We start from the raw sequence: 14,973 nt of genomic DNA, 5'->3' as shown, positions 1-14,973 counted from the left end.
TTGGCGGTGCGTGATCTCGGCCCAGGATGTGGAGGAATGACGGGGTGGACGGACCAGGTCGGAGGGTCGGAAGTCGATTCGGGCCGTATGAGCTGCGCTCGCTACTCGGCAAAGGCGGCATGGGCGAGGTCTACGAGGCCTACGACGCGGTGAAGGACCGCGTGGTTGCGGTGAAGCTGCTCTCGGAGGAGCTAGCCCAGGACCCGGCCTACCAGGTGCGCTTCCGGCGCGAATCGCAGGCCGCCGCACGACTGGCCGAGCCGCACATCATCCCCATCCACGATTGGGGCGTGATCGATGGCGTGCTGTTCATCGACATGCGCCTGGTGCCCGGCATAGATCTGCGTTCGTTGCTGCGTCACCAGGGGGCGTTGAGCGCCGAACGCACGATCGGGATCATCGAGCAGATCGCCGCGGGCTTGGACGCCGCACACGCCGACGGCCTGGTACACCGCGACGTCAAGCCTGCCAACATCCTGGTGACCGACGCGGATTTCGCCTATCTTGTCGACTTCGGCATCGCCCACACCGAGGGCGACAGCGCGATGACCCAGGTCGGGATGGCCATCGGCTCCTATACGTACATGGCGCCGGAGCGGTTCGACGTCGGCCAGGTGACCGGCCGCGCCGACATCTATTCGCTGGCCTGTGTGCTGCACGAGTGCCTCACCGGATCAACACCCTTCCCGGTGGCGAGTATGAGTGTGCTGATCCGCTCGCACCTGTCCCAGGCGCCACCGCGACCGAGCGTGCAGCGGCCAGGGATCCCGGCCTCGATGGACGCAGTGATCGCCCGCGGCATGGCCAAGGACCCCGCCGACCGGTATCCCACGGCGGCGGATCTGGCGCGGGCCGCCCGAGCCGCCCTTGGCAGCCCGGCGACGGCGAGCAGTCCCACGTTCGTGGTGCGTGCGCCGGACCCCGCGACCTTCGGTCAGTCCGATCCCACCCTGGTGCAACGGCATTCGGCCTTCATTCCGCCGGAGACGACGGGCGAGCTGGTGATCCACCCCACCGGCCCGACAGTGGTGACTCAGACCGACCTCCAGTTCACGCCGCTGCCGCCGCAACAGCCTGCGGGGTCGCCGTTCGGACCGCCCGCGTCCTATCAGCCCACACAACAGCCGCCCGTTCGGCCTTTTCCGGATGCACATCTTTATCAGGAAAGCGAGCAGTACTCGCAGCCGCAGCCGTATTCGGATGCGCAGCATCCCGGCGCGCAGCAATACGCGGATCCGCAGCACTATGCAGTACCGCAGCCGAATTCCGGACCGCCTCCGTTCGCGGACCAACATCCTGGTGCACAACAGTATTCGGATCCACAGCAGGCCCAGGAAACGCAGCGGTACGAGGCGCCGCAGCGTCCTGAGCCGCCGTTCTATCCCGAGGCACAGCCTTTTTCGGATCCCCAACAGTTCTCCAATAGCCCGTCGAATTCGCCTTTCCAGCAGGCGTACCAACCGCAGCACGCCGCAGGTCGTGACTTGCGCGCGCCCGACTATTCGGCGGCGGCCGATTCTCGCGCCCACGAAGACTATGTGTCGCCCGGCGACTATGACGACGACGACGATTACTACGGGCCGGATGCGGCGGCGGACCCGTACTTCCCGCCGCCGCAGCGGCGATCGATCGTTACGCCGATCCTGATCGGTGTGCTCGCCGTTGTCGTGCTTTCGGTCGGCGGTGTGGTGGGCTGGCAGCTGCTCGGCTCCAGCGACTCAGGGACCTCCGCCACCGGCGCCGAGGCCGGGTCGTCGGTGGCGCCGACGACCCGCAACAGCACCACACCGAGCACCTCGACAGCGCCCACGACGACCTCCGCGCCCACGTCGTCCACTCCGGTCGCGCTGCCCGAGAGTGCGCGCCCCTGCTCGGCAGGTGGAACCGGGCGTGGGGCGTTCACCCGAGTGGCCGCGGGCAGCCAGGTAACCAGTTGCGAGTTCGCCGAAGAGGTCCGCAGGGCTTACGCCGAGTCCGCCACCGCCAACGCCTCACGCGCACCACGCTCGGTGGTGGCGACAAGCCCGGTCACCGGCCGGACTTACACGATGAATTGCGTCGCAGAGGGCCAAGTGGTCACGTGCAGCGGCGGTGAGAACGCGGTGGTGTATGTCTACTGATCGATCCAGGCACTTCCGAACGGTTTTCGGCGCCGCGGCGCTGGCCGCGTTGCTGCCGCTGACCGCCTGTGGGACCGGTTCCGGTGCGAACTCCGCCGCGCCGCCGTCGAGCATCACCCAGGCCGCGGCGCACACCGACCAGCAGCACCTGTCGATGACCATTCCCGGCACGCTCGCCGCCGGATTCGTCGAACTGCAGGCAGGCCTGCGCGGCCATGTCGGCATGGCGATCATGCCGGTCGGCGGCGACAAAATGGTCACCTTCGGTGACTGGACCACCGGACCCGCCTGGTCGACCATGAAGGTCCCACTGACGGTTGCCGCGTTGCGCCGCAATTCCGCGAACTCGACCTATGCCGCCACCGCGGCGATCACCGCCTCGGACAATGCCGCCGCCGACACCCTGTGGCAATCGCTCGGCAGCGGTCAGGAAGCGGCGAAGGCGGTGGAGGCCGTGCTGCGTGAGGGCGGTGACACCAGAACCACGGTGCCGGCGACGAGGACCAGATCCGAGCACTCGGCATTCGGTCAGGCGGAGTGGACGCTGGCCGACCAGGTTCGCTTCGTGTCGCGGCTGCCGTGCCTGCCGCAGACGGGGAACGTCATCACGCTGATGGAGCAGATCACGCCCAACCAGCGCTGGGGACTGGGCGCGTTCACCGGCGCCGAATTCAAGGGCGGCTGGGGTCCCGACCTCTCCGGCGCATACTTGGTGCGGCAGTTCGGGCTGGTGCCGACGCCGGCTGGTCAGATCGCCGTCGCTATTGCGGCACAACCCGATTCTGGCGCGTTCTCGGACGGAATGACGGTGCTGGACAAGTTGGCGACGCTGATGTCACAGCACCTCGATGAACTTTCCGGCGGCGCCTGCTCCTGACTTGACCGGGTAACAACAGGCGTTCGGTCGATTCAGTTCGTCGGCGGTCGGCAACAAGGTCACCAGTTGCCCCTTCGCCGAGGAAGTGCGCAAAGCTTATGTGGGCGGCGTCAGCGACGCGGGAAGCACGCGCTCGATAGTCGCCTAAGGGCGGGCCAAGGAACGGGACTACACCATGGAATGGACAGCCGGCGACGAGTTCGGCACCTGCACCGGCGGCGAGAATGCGATTGTCTATGTCTACTGACCGTTTCCGTAACCCAGGGTTCACGGGGGCGGGGCCCTACGGCCCCGCGGTGCGGGGCAAGATATCGGCCATGCGCATCGGAGTCTTGACCGGAGGCGGAGACTGCCCAGGACTGAACGCGGTCATCCGCGCCGTCGTTCGCACAGCGAACGGCCGCTACGGAGACGCGATCATCGGCTTCCAGGACGGCTGGCGTGGTCTATTGGAGGACCGGAAGATCCCGATCCTCAACGACGATCGCACCGACCGGCTGCTCACCAAGGGCGGCACCATGCTCGGCACCGCACGCACCAATCCGGATATGCTGCGCGCCGGGCTCGGACAGATCATGCAGACCCTCGACGACAACGGCATCGAGGCGCTCATCCCGATCGGCGGCGAAGGCACGCTCACCGCCGCGAGCTGGCTTTCCGACGAAGGGGTCCCCGTGGTCGGGGTGCCCAAGACCATCGATAACGACATCGACTGCACCGACGTCACGTTCGGCCACGACACCGCGCTCTCCATCGCCACCGAGGCAATCGACCGGCTGCACACCACCGCGGAATCGCATCAGCGCGTGATGCTCGTCGAGGTGATGGGACGCCACGCGGGCTGGATCGCCATCCACGCGGGTATGGCCGCAGGCGCGCACCTGACCCTGGTGCCCGAGGTGCCGTTCGACGTGGACGAGGTGTGCACCATGATCAAGCGCCGCTTCCAGCGCGGCGACAAGCACTTCATCTGCGTTGTCGCCGAGGGCGCGCACCCGGCGCCGGATTCCGGATTCGCGCTGCGCGAGGGCGGCATCGACGAGTTCGGCCATGAGCGCTTCACCGGCGTCGCTCAGCAGCTCGGCGTCGAAATCGAACGCCGCATCGGCAAGGAAGTCCGTACCACTGTCCTCGGCCACGTCCAGCGCGGCGGCAGCCCGACCCCCTACGACCGCGTCCTCGCCACCCGCTTCGGCCTGCACGCCGCCGAAGCCGTGCACGCGGGACACTTCGGCCAAATGGTCTCCCTGCGTGGCACCTCGATCGATCTGGTCCCGCTGTCGGAGGCCACCAAGCAGTTGAAGCGGGTCCCGGAAGACCGCTACCGCGAAGCGGAGGCATTCTTCGGCTGAGTTGCCAATGGACGCTCAGTGTGATTGCGAACTGAAGATGGGATCGCTTGGCGCCCGGTGAAACCGGGCACTAGCTGCGGCGACGCGGACGACCGATGACGCTCGGCCTTCCGGTGATTCATCCGATCATTTCCGCGGCGTCGGTACTGTGGTGGCTATGCGCAATGGACGAGTGATCGCGTTCGTTCTGTTTGTCGTTGCCGCCGTGGTGGCCGGGTGTTCGTCGGGATCCGACAACCCGCCCAACCCGCTGACCGGTGACTGGAAGGGGACGATCCAGACCCCGGGGAAGCCGCTCGAGATCGGGGTGAGCTTCGCCGACGACGGCACCGCCACCATCGATATCCCCGTGCAGGGTGTGCACGAGACACCGCTGAAGGACGTCAAGACCGACCGTGACGCGGTGGAATTCGCCATCGCCGACGTCCCGGGTGACCCGAAGTTCCACGGCAGGTACGACGCAGGCGCGGGCAAGATCACCGGTGACTTCATCCAGGGCGGGCAGAGTTTCGCGTTGGCGATGGAGCGCGGCAAGGTCGCTCCGCTTCCGCGGCCACAGGAGCCGAAACCGCCTTTCCCGTACCGCTCCGAGGACATCACCTACCGCAGCGGCGACATCACCATCGCGGGCACGCTCACTCAGCCGCAGGGCAACGGGCCCTTCCCTGCGGTGCTGCTGATCACCGGCAGCGGCCCTCAGGATCGCGACGAGACAATGATGGGCCACAAGCCGTTCCTGCTCATCGCGGACACCCTGACTCGTGCGGGATACGCGGTGCTGCGCACCGACGACCGCGGTGTCGGCGGCACCGGCGGCAACCTCGACGCAGCGAACTACACCGACCTGTCGGGCGATGCCGCGGCAGGTGTGAGTTTCCTGCGCAGCCGTCCGGACATCGACCGGGCTCGTGTCGGACTGTTCGGCCACAGCGAGGGCGGCTACCTCGCGCCACTGGTGGCCGCGCGCCCCGACAGCGGCGTCGCGTTCGTCATCGCGATGGCAGGTCCATCCGTGGTCGGCGCCGATGTGGTGAACGAGCAGACCGAACTGATCGGCGCGGCACAGGGCACCCCGCCCGGAGAACTGGACAGGCAGGTCCGCGACACCGCCGCGTTGACCACCCTGCTGCGGACCGGCGATATCGAGGGTGCCAATAAACTGGCCCGCGAACAGAACGCGGCCCTCCCGGAGGACAAGCGTGCCAAGGCAGCCGACCTCGACGCTCAGATCACCCCGTACTTCGCGGCCTTGGTCGCCTACGATCCGGCACCCGCACTGAAAGCGCTGCGTGTGCCGGTCCTCGCCTTCTACGGTGGCAAGGACCTTCAGGTTCCCGCCGCCCAGAACGAACAGCCGATGCGTGACAACCTCGCCGCCGACCCGGACGCGACGGTGCTCACCTTCCCCGGCCTCAACCACCTTATGCAGCCCACCGAGACCGGCCTGCCCAGCGAATACAACAATATCGAGACCACCATCTCGCCAGAGGTGCTGACCTACGTCACCACCTGGCTGACCCAGCGGATACCGCCGAAGTAATCGCGGCCCCCCGGCAGCCACTCCGACACCGACGGTGATCGACGTGGCTGCCGATAGTGGCTGGTAGCCGCCGCCGGATCGGCCGCAGGAACCCTCGGAATCCGACGGCGGGCGGGTGAATAGACTTATCGCCATGAGCGCACCCTCCGACGACCTGATGGACTATGCCGATGTCATCGCCCGGTTCGAGCCGGTGCTGGGCATGGAGGTTCACGTCGAGCTGAATACCGCGACCAAAATGTTCTGCGGTTGCCCCACCGAGTTCGGCGCGGAACCGAACACTCAGGTGTGCCCGGTGTGCCTTGGACTGCCCGGCTCGCTGCCGGTGGTGAACGAGAAGGCGGTCGAGTCGGCGATCCGGATCGGGCTGGCGCTGAACTGTTCGATCACCCCGTGGGGCCGGTTCGCCCGCAAGAACTACTTCTACCCCGATCAGCCCAAGAACTACCAGATCAGCCAGTACGACGAGCCGATCGCCACCGACGGCCACCTGGATGTGGTGCTCGACGACGGCAGCGTCTTCCGCGTCGAGATCGAGCGTGCGCACATGGAAGAGGACACGGGCAAGTCGCTGCACGTCGGTGGTGCGACCGGCCGCATCCACGGCGCGAGTCACTCACTGCTGGACTACAACCGGGCCGGTGTGCCGCTGATCGAGATCGTCACCAAGCCGATCACCGGCTCGGGGGAGCGTGCGCCGGAGGTGGCACGCGCCTACGTGACCGCCCTGCGTGAGGTGCTGAAGTCGCTCGGCGTCTCTGACGTCAAGATGGAGCAGGGCTCGCTGCGCTGCGATGCCAACGTGTCGCTGATGCCCGTCGGCGCACAGGAATTCGGCACCCGCACCGAGACCAAGAACGTGAACTCGCTCAAGAGCGTCGAGGTCGCGGTCCGCTTCGAAATGCGGCGTCAGGCCGCGCGCTTGGCCGAGGGTCTGAGCATCGTGCAGGAGACCCGCCACTTCCACGAGGCGGACGGCAGCACCTCGCCGGGCCGGGTCAAGGAAACCGCGGAGGACTACCGCTACTTCCCCGAGCCCGACCTGGAACCCGTTGCGCCCGAAACGGACTGGGTGGAGCAGCTGCGCAATACCATTCCCGAGTACCCGTGGTTGCGCCGCGCCAGGATCCAGGCCGACTGGGAGCTGTCCGACGAGGTGATGCGTGACCTCGTCAACGCGGGCGCGCTCGACCTGATCATCGCCACCGTCGACGCGGGCGCCCCGGCCAATGAGGCCCGCTCCTGGTGGGTTGCCTACCTCACCGAAAAGGCCAAGGAGCGCGAGGTTTCGCTGGAGGACCTGCCCATCACGCCCGCCCAGGTCGCCGAGGTGATCAAGCTGGTCGAGGCGAAGACGGTGAACAACAAGGTCGCCAAGCAGGTCGTCGACTTCGTGCTGGCGGGCGAGGGTAACCCGGCCGAGATCGTGGCCGCCAAGGGGCTGGGCATGGTCAGCGACGACAGCGCGTTACAGGCCGAGGTCGAGAAGGCGCTCGCCGCGAACCCGGACATCGCCGATCGGATCCGCTCCGGCAAGGTCCAGGCCGCGGGCAAGATCGTCGGTGATGTCATGAAGGCCACCCGCGGGCAGGCCGACGCCGCCCGGGTGCGCGAACTCGTGCTCGCCGCCTGCGGCTGAGTTCGGGCTGAATTACCTCCTGCCGCAATAGAATCGGGCCGCAACACCAGGTGTTGCGGCCCGATTCTGCATGGTGCGGTCAGTCCGACCCGCCACCGCCCTGCGGCGGCGGGATCCGCACTACGCGGTCGTCGAACGGTCCGGGCTGACCATCGGTCTTGTTGACCGTCGCCACCCAGATGGTGCCGTCGCCGCCGGCCGCCGCGCCGCCGAGCTGTCCGTACTTGTCCTGTGCGATGAGGCTGGGCGAGGAGGTCACGGCGTGCGTATTCGGGTCGGCGATGGCGATCGCCACCGCTTTCGCTCCGGTCAGTGCGATAGCAACGCCGTCGCTGGCCGCCGCGCATCCTGCGACGCCGGGACGGTCGGGCCAGGTCCACGCGGTGGTGACGGTGCCGTCCTTGGCGAGCAGTTGCAGGCGGTCCTCGGTCGCGGTGCGGTCGGTGATCCAGACGCTGTCCTTGCCGTCGCCACAGACATCGCCCGCGGTGCCGATGCCCGACACCACGACCTCCGCCGTCGACCCGGGCGCCGGGGAGCTGACCCGCAGCAGTTTGCCGCCCAGCGAGGACGGTGACACGGCAGCGCCCGGATTGCCCGCATCGCCGGTCAGCACCAGCATCTGCGTCGGTGTGACGAACTCGATCGAACCGTGGTTACCGGTGGCGCCCTTGGGGATTCCGGTCAGGATCGCCTTCGGTGGGCCGCCCTCCGCAATGCGGACAACCCGGTTGTCGGTGGCGGTGGTGACGTAGGCGTAAATCAGCCCGTCCTCGCGAAAGGTCGGGGAGAGTGCGATGTCGGAGAGCCCGCCGTCGCCGGAGCCGTCCACGTCGACGCGCGCGACCTCTGTCGGAGTTTCCTGTGGGCTGCTCGGGTCCACCGACACCACCTTCAGGATGCGTCCCGTGCGCCGCTCGGCCACCAGTGCGCTGTCACCGAGGGCGATCAGACCGCCGGTGGTGTCCATGCAGGTCGCCACGACCGCCGGGTCGGGATCGATGCACGGCCCGGTCGGGCGAGCGCCCGGGGTCGGCGGCTGCTTGGGCGGTTTGGGGTCGGCGGGATTGACGGTCGGCTCGGGGGTGAACGGACTGGAAGCTGAATCATCGAACCGGGCGCAGCCTGCCAGCAGGACGGAGCCGAGCGCCAAGCTCAGGGCGACGCGGCCCGCGACAACCAAACTCATGGTTCAGACGTTACGGAAACACCGGCCGTCGCGCCCCTCCCGGGTCGGGTGTTGTCGCCCGAAACCCCGGAAGCTGACACGCCGTTGCTTGCAGACCGCCCGTCGTCGCCCGCAGCGGCATAGGGTGTTAAGCCGTGAGCGAGTCTGTGAGCGAACGATCAACACAGTGCGCCTCGCGCGCGCCGGAACCGAACATGGGTGAGGTGCGGTCGTGAGCGAGGAAACCATGTCACGGTGCGCGTCGAGCGCGCCCGAGCCGAGTGTCGGCGTGGGGGCGTCATGACCGACAAGTCGAATGACACACCCGCGGCCACCGGATCCGCAGGCGGCACGCCGCCGTCGACGGCGGAGCAGGAGGCGGTTTCGACCACCGGCAGCGGTGTGAGCAGCCCGTTCGATTCACCGACCGAACAGCTCCCTTCGCTGAGGAAGGGCCCTGAGCTGACCAAGGACGTGCCGCGCACGGACGACGAGCTCGGTCTCGACCCCGAGGTCCCCGCCGTCGGCGAGCACGCGAACCAGGCAGACACTGCACCCGCCTACACGTACGCCAGCATCCCGCCCGCCGCGAACCCGCCGAGCGAGCCGAGTCGACCGCTGCGCCGTCGCAACGCTGACAATCGCCGCGGCACCCTCGATCTGGGATTGTTCGTGCTGCGCCTGGTCGTCGGTGGCACCTTCGTCTACCACGGGCTGATGAAGCTCACCGGCTGGTTCCACGGGCCCGGCCTGGACGGCACCCGCGACATGATGGCCAACGGCGGCTGGGACCACCCGACGATGGCCACCATCCTCGTGACGGCCGGCGAACTCGGCGGCGGCGGACTGCTTGTCCTCGGCCTGGCCACCCCGCTCGCCGCGGGCGCCGTGCTCGCGGTCATCCTGGACGCGTGGGCTTGGAAGCAGGGCATGCTTCCCGGCTTCCAATACAAGGTCGCCACCGGTGTCGAACTGGAATCCATCCTGGCGGGCACCGCCTCAGTGATCATCCTGACCGGACCGGGACGCCTGTCCTTCGACCGCAACCGCGGCTGGGCCACCCGCCCCGCCTACGGCTCCTTCGCCGTCCTGATCCTCGCCATCGCCGCCGCCGTCGGCACCTGGATCTGGCTACACGGTGGCAACCCCTTGATCGGCATCGGCCCCTGGTAGTTCGCCTCCCCGAATATTCAGGTCGTACCGGTCGGTGCTTCGCGGGTGGGCGAATACGAACAGAATCGGAATGGCCATGCCCGCGCGGGATAGTTCCCGGTAGCCGTCGAGCTTCCGCGTCACGTCGTCTATTTTTTCGGTGCCGTTGTCGAATTCGAGAAAGAATTTCACGATGACACCGTTTTCCGTCCACTCGCCGTATGCGTCGGGCGCGACGATGCGGGCGCAGAATTCTGCGGTTTTCCGTTCATTCAACCATTCCCGCAATACGCAATCACCGGTGTTTCTGGCGTGGTGCGCGAGGCGGCAAAAAAAATTCATTGATTACGAGGAGGTGGTCGAGATTTTGTGATCGGGATATGCGGAGCATTCTTTCCTGTGTTTTGGCGGGGGTGGGAATGGTTCGGTGGTCGTGCTCGGCGGCGGCGATCATCGCGCCGAGCGGGCCGAGGGTGTAGCGCCACGGGACGGAGCCGGGGCCGGGGCAAGCATGTCCGGCACGCAGCGGCTCGTCACCGGGCTCGCCGCGCTCAACACGGTCAACGCCTCACCGGTGACCGAATATCTCATGGGCCGCAGGCGCTCGCCGTTGAGTTCCCGCTCGAGGTTGCGCCAGGAAGCGGAGGTCGCCAATATGGTGCAGGCTGTGGAGGCGGGCCGCTTCGGCTGGATCCGCAATTACTACCGGACGCGCGAGCAGATCATCGACTCCGCCAGATCCCCTGCGGCCACGTATGGCCACACTCCCATGGGCGCCGCCGTCGCGATGGATCGGGTGATCGACCGCGGCGCCAGCCTCGGCGATGCCGAGGCGGCCCTGTTCAGCGCCGGATTCACCGATAAGGAAATGCGGACCAACGGAATTCTGCAGAGGATGGCACTGCCCGAGTACTGGACGGGCAGCAGCACACTGACTCCGGCGAAGGCCATGCCAACGTTCTGGTCCGGCAGTTACCGATAGCCCCGTTGGGTGGTTGGGGTGGAAGCGCGAAGGGTTGCGCCGGACACATGGACCTCCAGTCGGGCGGGCGGATTCCCCATGACCACGGCGGTTTTCGATACTGCCTTGAACAACCTGCTACGGCTCGAGCGTGATCTGGAACCGGGTAGTGAGGACGGTCGGCGCAATGCCGATCGTCACGTGACAGGAGCGGGTCAGATGGGCGCTGTCCGCGAACCCCGCTTCATACGCGGCCTCGGTGAGTGAGTGTCCCTGTGCCGCCAGTTCGATCGCGCGAGTCACGCGCAGAGACCTGACGTACGGACGGAACGCCAAGCCGACCTGAGCCGAAAATAGATGGGCGAGCCTGCTTTCGGAGAGTCCGACGTCCTGGCTGATATCGCGCAGCCGGACCGATCCCTCCTGAATTCGGTCAGGCAGCAGCCGCAAGGTCATTTCGACGGCGGGGTGCCGTGGCGGCTCTGTCGGCGGCGGTGGGGGAAGTGACAGGTGTTGGGCCCACTGCTCGATGTTGTCGAGTCGATCGGCGATCGCAGCCCCCGCCCTGGCCCACGCTTCGGGCGAGTCCGGGGGCGAAGGCGACCGCGCCAATTCGCAGCCCCCGGCGGATTCTGCGGGAAACACGATTATACTGCCGTCGGTTGTGCCGCGAACTATTGCGTGGTGGACGCCGGGCAGAATGACGGCAGTGCGGCAGGTCGCCATCTTTCCCGCCGCGTTGGCGAGGATCATTTCGCCTTTCCTGGCCATCAGCACCTGCCCCCAGTGGTAGGCATGCAGTCCGGCCGTGCCGATGCTGCCGTAGAGGGTAATCGCGCTGGGGCGCATCGTCACTTCACCGGACCACATCGTCAACACAATACTGACACAGGTGCTTTCGCTATCTGTTTGCGGGATCGAATGTGCTGCGATGCGAAAGTCTGAATTCTGGTCGAAACTCGTTGTACGACAACAGAAGCTGGCGTCGCGAGATTGCACGCCGCCGAGATTGCGCCTGTTGCGATCGTCCTGAGTTTCCCTCTGGCGGGAAGGCGGGCTCGCGTCCGTACTGGCCGTCGGCGCCGAGCAGGGTTCCACCATTGCAGGACGAAGTCGCGCGTGCGGTCATCCGTCAGCACCGAGAAGACCATCGAGATCACGGCAGCCTGCTGCTCTGCGGCGTCGTGTACACCCAAGGTGATCACGTACCAGTTCGGTCATGATCGCGCGGTTCTCGCGTGATTGTGGGATCACCCCCGTCTATCCGACCAGGTGTGTCACCCAAACCTGCCTGCCCGCTCACAGGCTAGAGAAATGCGGATTATGCCTGGATAGCGGCGCAGCGCCCGAAGTGGGTAGTTCAGCCGTTCTCCGAAGCTCGGATTCGATGACAGCGGGTCATTGTTCGCGCGCGGGTGCGGCGTCGGATGACCGCGAGTCGGGGAACACTTCGGCAGCATGTTTGTTCAATTCGGCGGGTGGCATCCGATGCATGCTTGGTGGGCCGCGTCTTCACAACACCGACGAGAGGTTCCGTGTTGCGCATCATCGGTCCCGACGAACTGGCTGCCGAGCTAGCGGCGTTCGCTGTCGGCGATACACCTGAGAACCAATCGCTGGCTGGTGTACTTTCTGCCGGGTGGCCCGCGCGGTTTGGTTCGCTGATGGGAGCCTGTGGTGGATATTGACTCGCTGCGATATGTCGTCACGTTGGCCGACGAACTGCATTTCGGTCGTGCGGCCGACCGGCATTACGTATCCGCGGGGCACTTCGGGCGGCGGATACAGCAGGTGGAACGTGTGCTCGGGCACAAAGTGTTCCACCGGACCAGCCGCCGGGTTCAGCTCACTCCGGCAGGCTTTGGCATCGTCGCACAAGCGCGAGTGGTCCTCGCCGCACTCGACAAATTATGCGAAATCTCCGAGAGAATACCCCATGAAGATGTCGATGTGCTGTGGGTCGGTAAAGATTCAGCTGTGATCTGACCGGGTGGCTGTCGTGGCATAGTCCCGTGCAGCAGGGCGGGGACGAAGGGTTCCGCCCAACGGAAACGGCGCCCCCTGTCGTTCGGCAGGGGGCGCCGTTCGGGCGAGCTGCTACGGGACGTAGCGGACGGCGCCCTTGTCGGCGGAGGTGGCGAGGGCGGCGTAGGCGCGCAGGGCCGTGGTGACGGGGCGGACGCGGTCGACGGGCTGCCAGGGGCGTTCGGACGCTTCCATTTTCGCGCGACGCTCGGCCAGGACGGCATCGTCGACGAGCACCTCGAGGGTGCGGGTGGTGACGTCGATGCGGATCTGGTCGCCGTCCTCGATCAGGCCGATCGTGCCGCCGCCCGCGGCCTCGGGGGACATGTGGCCGATCGACAGGCCCGAGGTGCCGCCGGAGAAGCGGCCGTCGGTGATCAGCGCGCACTCCTTGCCGAGGCCAGCACCCTTCAGGAAGGCGGTGGGGTGCAACATCTCCTGCATACCGGGCCCGCCCTTCGGGCCCTCGTAGCGCACCACGATCACGTCGCCCGGCTTGATCTTCTTACCGAGGATCGCCGAGACGGCCGCTTCCTGAGATTCCACGACCACCGCGGGACCCTGGAACGAGAACAGCTCCTCGTCGATGCCCGCGGTCTTGAGGACAGCGCCGTCGACGGCGATATTGCCGCGCAGCACGACCAGGCCGCCTTCCTGGGTGTAGGCGTGCTCGAGGTCGCGGATGCAGCCGCCCTCGGCGTCGGTGTCCAGCGAGGACCAGCGGTTGTTCGTGGAGAACGGCTCGGTCGTGCGCACGCCGCCGGGCGCGGCGTGGAACAGCTCGATCGCCTCCTCGGAAGCCTTGCCGGAGCGGATATCCCAGGTGTCGAGCCACTCGTCGAAGCTCTTGGTGTGCACCGTGCTGACGTCGGTCTCCAGCAGGCCCGCGCGCCGCAGCTCGCCGAGGATGGCGGGGATGCCGCCGGCCCGGTGCACGTCTTCCATGTGGTAATCGGAGTTGGGGGAGACCTTGGACAGGGTCGGCACCCGGCGGCTGGTCTCCTCGATCGTGTGCAGATCGAAGTCGATCTCACCCTCTTGTGCGGCGGCCAGCGTGTGCAGCACCGTGTTGGTGGAGCCGCCCATCGCGACGTCAAGTGCCATCGCGTTGCGGAAGGCCTTGGCGTTGGCCACATTCCGCGGCAGCACCGACGCATCGTCCTCGCGGTACCAGCGATTCGCGATATCCACGATCACCTTGCCCGCGCGCTCGAACAGCGCGTGCCGAGCCTGATGGGTGGCCAGCGTGGAACCGTTGCCGGGCAACGCGAGTCCGAGCGCCTCGGTGAGGCAGTTCATCGAGTTCGCGGTGAACATGCCGGAACAGGAGCCACAGGTCGGACACGCACTGCGCTCGACCTCGCTCAACCCTTCCTCACTGACGTTCATATTGGCGCTGGCCGCGATCGCGGTGATCAGATCGGTGGGTGCCTGCGCGACACCGCCGACGACGACCGCCTTGCCTGCCTCCATCGGACCGCCGGAGACGAACACGGCCGGAATATTCAGGCGCATTGCGGCATTGAGCATGCCGGGAGTGATCTTGTCACAGTTGGAGATGCACACCAGCGCGTCGGCGGTGTGCGCGTTCGCCATGTACTCGACCGAGTCGGCAATGATTTCGCGCGAAGGCAGCGAGTAGAGCATGCCGCCGTGACCCATGGCGATGCCGTCGTCGACCGCGATGGTGTGGAACTCACGCGGCACACCGCCCGCGGCGCGCACCGCGTCGGCCACGATCTCGCCGACGTTCTTCAGATGTACGTGCCCCGGCACGAACTGGGTGTAGGAGTTCGCGATGGCGACGATCGGCTTGCCGAAGTCGGAGTCGGTCATACCGGTGGCGCGCCACAGTGCGCGAGCGCCTGCGGCATTGCGGCCGATGGTGGTTGTCCGTGAACGAAGCGGTGGCATGTATGAATCCTCGGGAGGTCGCGGGGGCTGAGTTGCGACTGCGCAGATTCGCTCGGCGGCGCCGAGCGAATTCGACGGTCGTCCACGTTACTCCCGCGCGCGTGTGGGCCGCGTGCCGGTCATCGGCGGCGGGCCGCCGTCGAACTGCGTTCTCGCTGTCGGTCTGTGGTTCGGGATGGTGTCGCCGCGCAGGGTTGGCGTCGGCGCTGACGGTGTCATCGGTTG

The 14,973-nt window shown here is 66.8% G+C and carries 13 protein-coding genes; 8 read left to right on the top strand and 5 right to left on the bottom strand.

Features of this window, described 5'->3' with window-relative positions; translation table 11 throughout:
• Positions 1 to 44 precede the first annotated feature (44 nt).
• The 5 genes from OHA42_RS33205 to gatB all read left to right on the top strand — a co-directional run bounded on the left by OHA42_RS33205 (position 45) and on the right by gatB (position 7,528).
• Positions 45 to 2,120, top strand: coding sequence for a protein kinase domain-containing protein (locus OHA42_RS33205; RefSeq protein ID WP_406231808.1), 2,076 nt, complete (start codon positions 45 to 47; stop codon positions 2,118 to 2,120).
• Entirely contained in the window at positions 2,110 to 2,997 is an 888-nt protein-coding gene (locus OHA42_RS33200; RefSeq protein WP_406231806.1) for a hypothetical protein, read from the top strand. The genes OHA42_RS33205 and OHA42_RS33200 overlap by 11 nt, the downstream gene beginning before the upstream one ends.
• A gap of 317 nt (positions 2,998 to 3,314) precedes the next feature.
• Positions 3,315 to 4,349 carry an ATP-dependent 6-phosphofructokinase gene (locus OHA42_RS33195; protein ID WP_406231805.1) on the top strand — a complete coding sequence of 345 codons (1,035 nt, stop codon included), beginning with the start codon at positions 3,315 to 3,317 and terminating at the stop codon, positions 4,347 to 4,349.
• Positions 4,350 to 4,506: 157 nt separating this feature from the next.
• Positions 4,507 to 5,889 (top strand): alpha/beta hydrolase family protein, encoded by a 1,383-nt coding sequence (locus tag OHA42_RS33190; protein WP_406231803.1) that lies wholly within the window; start codon positions 4,507 to 4,509, stop codon positions 5,887 to 5,889.
• A 133-nt stretch (positions 5,890 to 6,022) separates the two neighbouring features.
• On the top strand, positions 6,023 to 7,528 hold the full coding sequence (gene gatB, locus OHA42_RS33185; protein ID WP_406231801.1) for an Asp-tRNA(Asn)/Glu-tRNA(Gln) amidotransferase subunit GatB: 1,506 nt from the start codon (positions 6,023 to 6,025) through the stop codon (positions 7,526 to 7,528).
• A 79-nt stretch (positions 7,529 to 7,607) separates the two neighbouring features.
• On the opposite strand, the gene OHA42_RS33180 is transcribed toward gatB, so the two are convergent.
• A complete protein-coding gene (locus OHA42_RS33180; RefSeq protein WP_406231799.1) occupies positions 7,608 to 8,717 on the bottom strand; it encodes a PQQ-dependent sugar dehydrogenase in 1,110 nt (369 codons plus the stop codon).
• 279 nt (positions 8,718 to 8,996) lie between these two features.
• On the opposite strand from OHA42_RS33180, the gene OHA42_RS33175 reads away from it, so the two are divergent.
• Positions 8,997 to 9,869 (top strand): DoxX family protein, encoded by an 873-nt coding sequence (locus tag OHA42_RS33175; RefSeq protein WP_406231797.1) that lies wholly within the window; start codon positions 8,997 to 8,999, stop codon positions 9,867 to 9,869.
• Here the strand turns inward: OHA42_RS33175 and OHA42_RS33170 are convergent.
• Together OHA42_RS33170 and OHA42_RS33165 are read right to left on the bottom strand one after the other, a co-directional pair.
• Positions 9,828 to 10,190, bottom strand: coding sequence for a replication-relaxation family protein (locus OHA42_RS33170; RefSeq protein ID WP_406231795.1), 363 nt, complete (start codon positions 10,188 to 10,190; stop codon positions 9,828 to 9,830). The two genes, OHA42_RS33175 and OHA42_RS33170, sit on opposite strands and share 42 nt — an antisense overlap.
• On the bottom strand, positions 10,144 to 10,302 hold the full coding sequence (locus tag OHA42_RS33165; protein ID WP_406231793.1) for a hypothetical protein: 159 nt from the start codon (positions 10,300 to 10,302) through the stop codon (positions 10,144 to 10,146). The genes OHA42_RS33170 and OHA42_RS33165 overlap by 47 nt, the downstream gene beginning before the upstream one ends.
• On the opposite strand from OHA42_RS33165, the gene OHA42_RS33160 reads away from it, so the two are divergent.
• The gene (locus tag OHA42_RS33160; protein WP_406239931.1) at positions 10,276 to 10,830 is read left to right on the top strand and encodes a hypothetical protein; all 555 of its coding nucleotides are present in this window, start codon (positions 10,276 to 10,278) and stop codon (positions 10,828 to 10,830) included. The two genes, OHA42_RS33165 and OHA42_RS33160, sit on opposite strands and share 27 nt — an antisense overlap.
• Positions 10,831 to 10,947: 117 nt before the next feature.
• Here the strand turns inward: OHA42_RS33160 and OHA42_RS33155 are convergent, their stop codons facing one another.
• Positions 10,948 to 11,679, bottom strand: coding sequence for a helix-turn-helix domain-containing protein (locus OHA42_RS33155; RefSeq protein ID WP_406231791.1), 732 nt, complete (start codon positions 11,677 to 11,679; stop codon positions 10,948 to 10,950).
• A gap of 840 nt (positions 11,680 to 12,519) precedes the next feature.
• On the opposite strand from OHA42_RS33155, the gene OHA42_RS33150 reads away from it, so the two are divergent.
• Positions 12,520 to 12,795: a LysR family transcriptional regulator gene (locus tag OHA42_RS33150; RefSeq protein ID WP_406231789.1), complete on the top strand. Its 276-nt coding sequence runs from the start codon at positions 12,520 to 12,522 to the stop codon at positions 12,793 to 12,795.
• A 111-nt stretch (positions 12,796 to 12,906) separates the two neighbouring features.
• On the opposite strand, the gene ilvD is transcribed toward OHA42_RS33150, so the two are convergent.
• Entirely contained in the window at positions 12,907 to 14,748 is a 1,842-nt protein-coding gene (ilvD, locus tag OHA42_RS33145; RefSeq protein ID WP_406231787.1) for a dihydroxy-acid dehydratase, read from the bottom strand.
• Positions 14,749 to 14,973 lie beyond the last annotated feature (225 nt).

Source organism: Nocardia sp. NBC_01009, from assembly GCF_045208035.1.
In the GTDB taxonomy this organism is placed as follows: domain Bacteria; phylum Actinomycetota; class Actinomycetes; order Mycobacteriales; family Mycobacteriaceae; genus Nocardia.
The sequence above is the reverse complement of the archived record's forward strand: the minus strand, read 5'-3'. Positions and strand labels throughout refer to the sequence as shown.

Bases quoted from the DNA above. Each gene is read 5' to 3' on its own strand.
- OHA42_RS33180 (WP_406231799.1), bottom strand. From the start codon at position 8,717: ATGAGTTTGGTTGTCGCGGGCCGCGTCGCCCTGAGCTTGGCGCTCGGC.
- OHA42_RS33190 (WP_406231803.1), top strand. From the start codon at position 4,507: ATGCGCAATGGACGAGTGATCGCGTTCGTTCTGTTTGTCGTTGCCGCC.
- OHA42_RS33200 (WP_406231806.1), top strand. From the start codon at position 2,110: ATGTCTACTGATCGATCCAGGCACTTCCGAACGGTTTTCGGCGCCGCG.
- OHA42_RS33165 (WP_406231793.1), bottom strand. From the start codon at position 10,302: ATGATCGCCGCCGCCGAGCACGACCACCGAACCATTCCCACCCCCGCC.
- OHA42_RS33170 (WP_406231795.1), bottom strand. From the start codon at position 10,190: ATGAATTTTTTTTGCCGCCTCGCGCACCACGCCAGAAACACCGGTGAT.
- gatB (WP_406231801.1), top strand. From the start codon at position 6,023: ATGAGCGCACCCTCCGACGACCTGATGGACTATGCCGATGTCATCGCC.
- OHA42_RS33195 (WP_406231805.1), top strand. From the start codon at position 3,315: ATGCGCATCGGAGTCTTGACCGGAGGCGGAGACTGCCCAGGACTGAAC.
- OHA42_RS33155 (WP_406231791.1), bottom strand. From the start codon at position 11,679: ATGTGGTCCGGTGAAGTGACGATGCGCCCCAGCGCGATTACCCTCTAC.
- ilvD (WP_406231787.1), bottom strand. From the start codon at position 14,748: ATGCCACCGCTTCGTTCACGGACAACCACCATCGGCCGCAATGCCGCA.
- OHA42_RS33175 (WP_406231797.1), top strand. From the start codon at position 8,997: ATGACCGACAAGTCGAATGACACACCCGCGGCCACCGGATCCGCAGGC.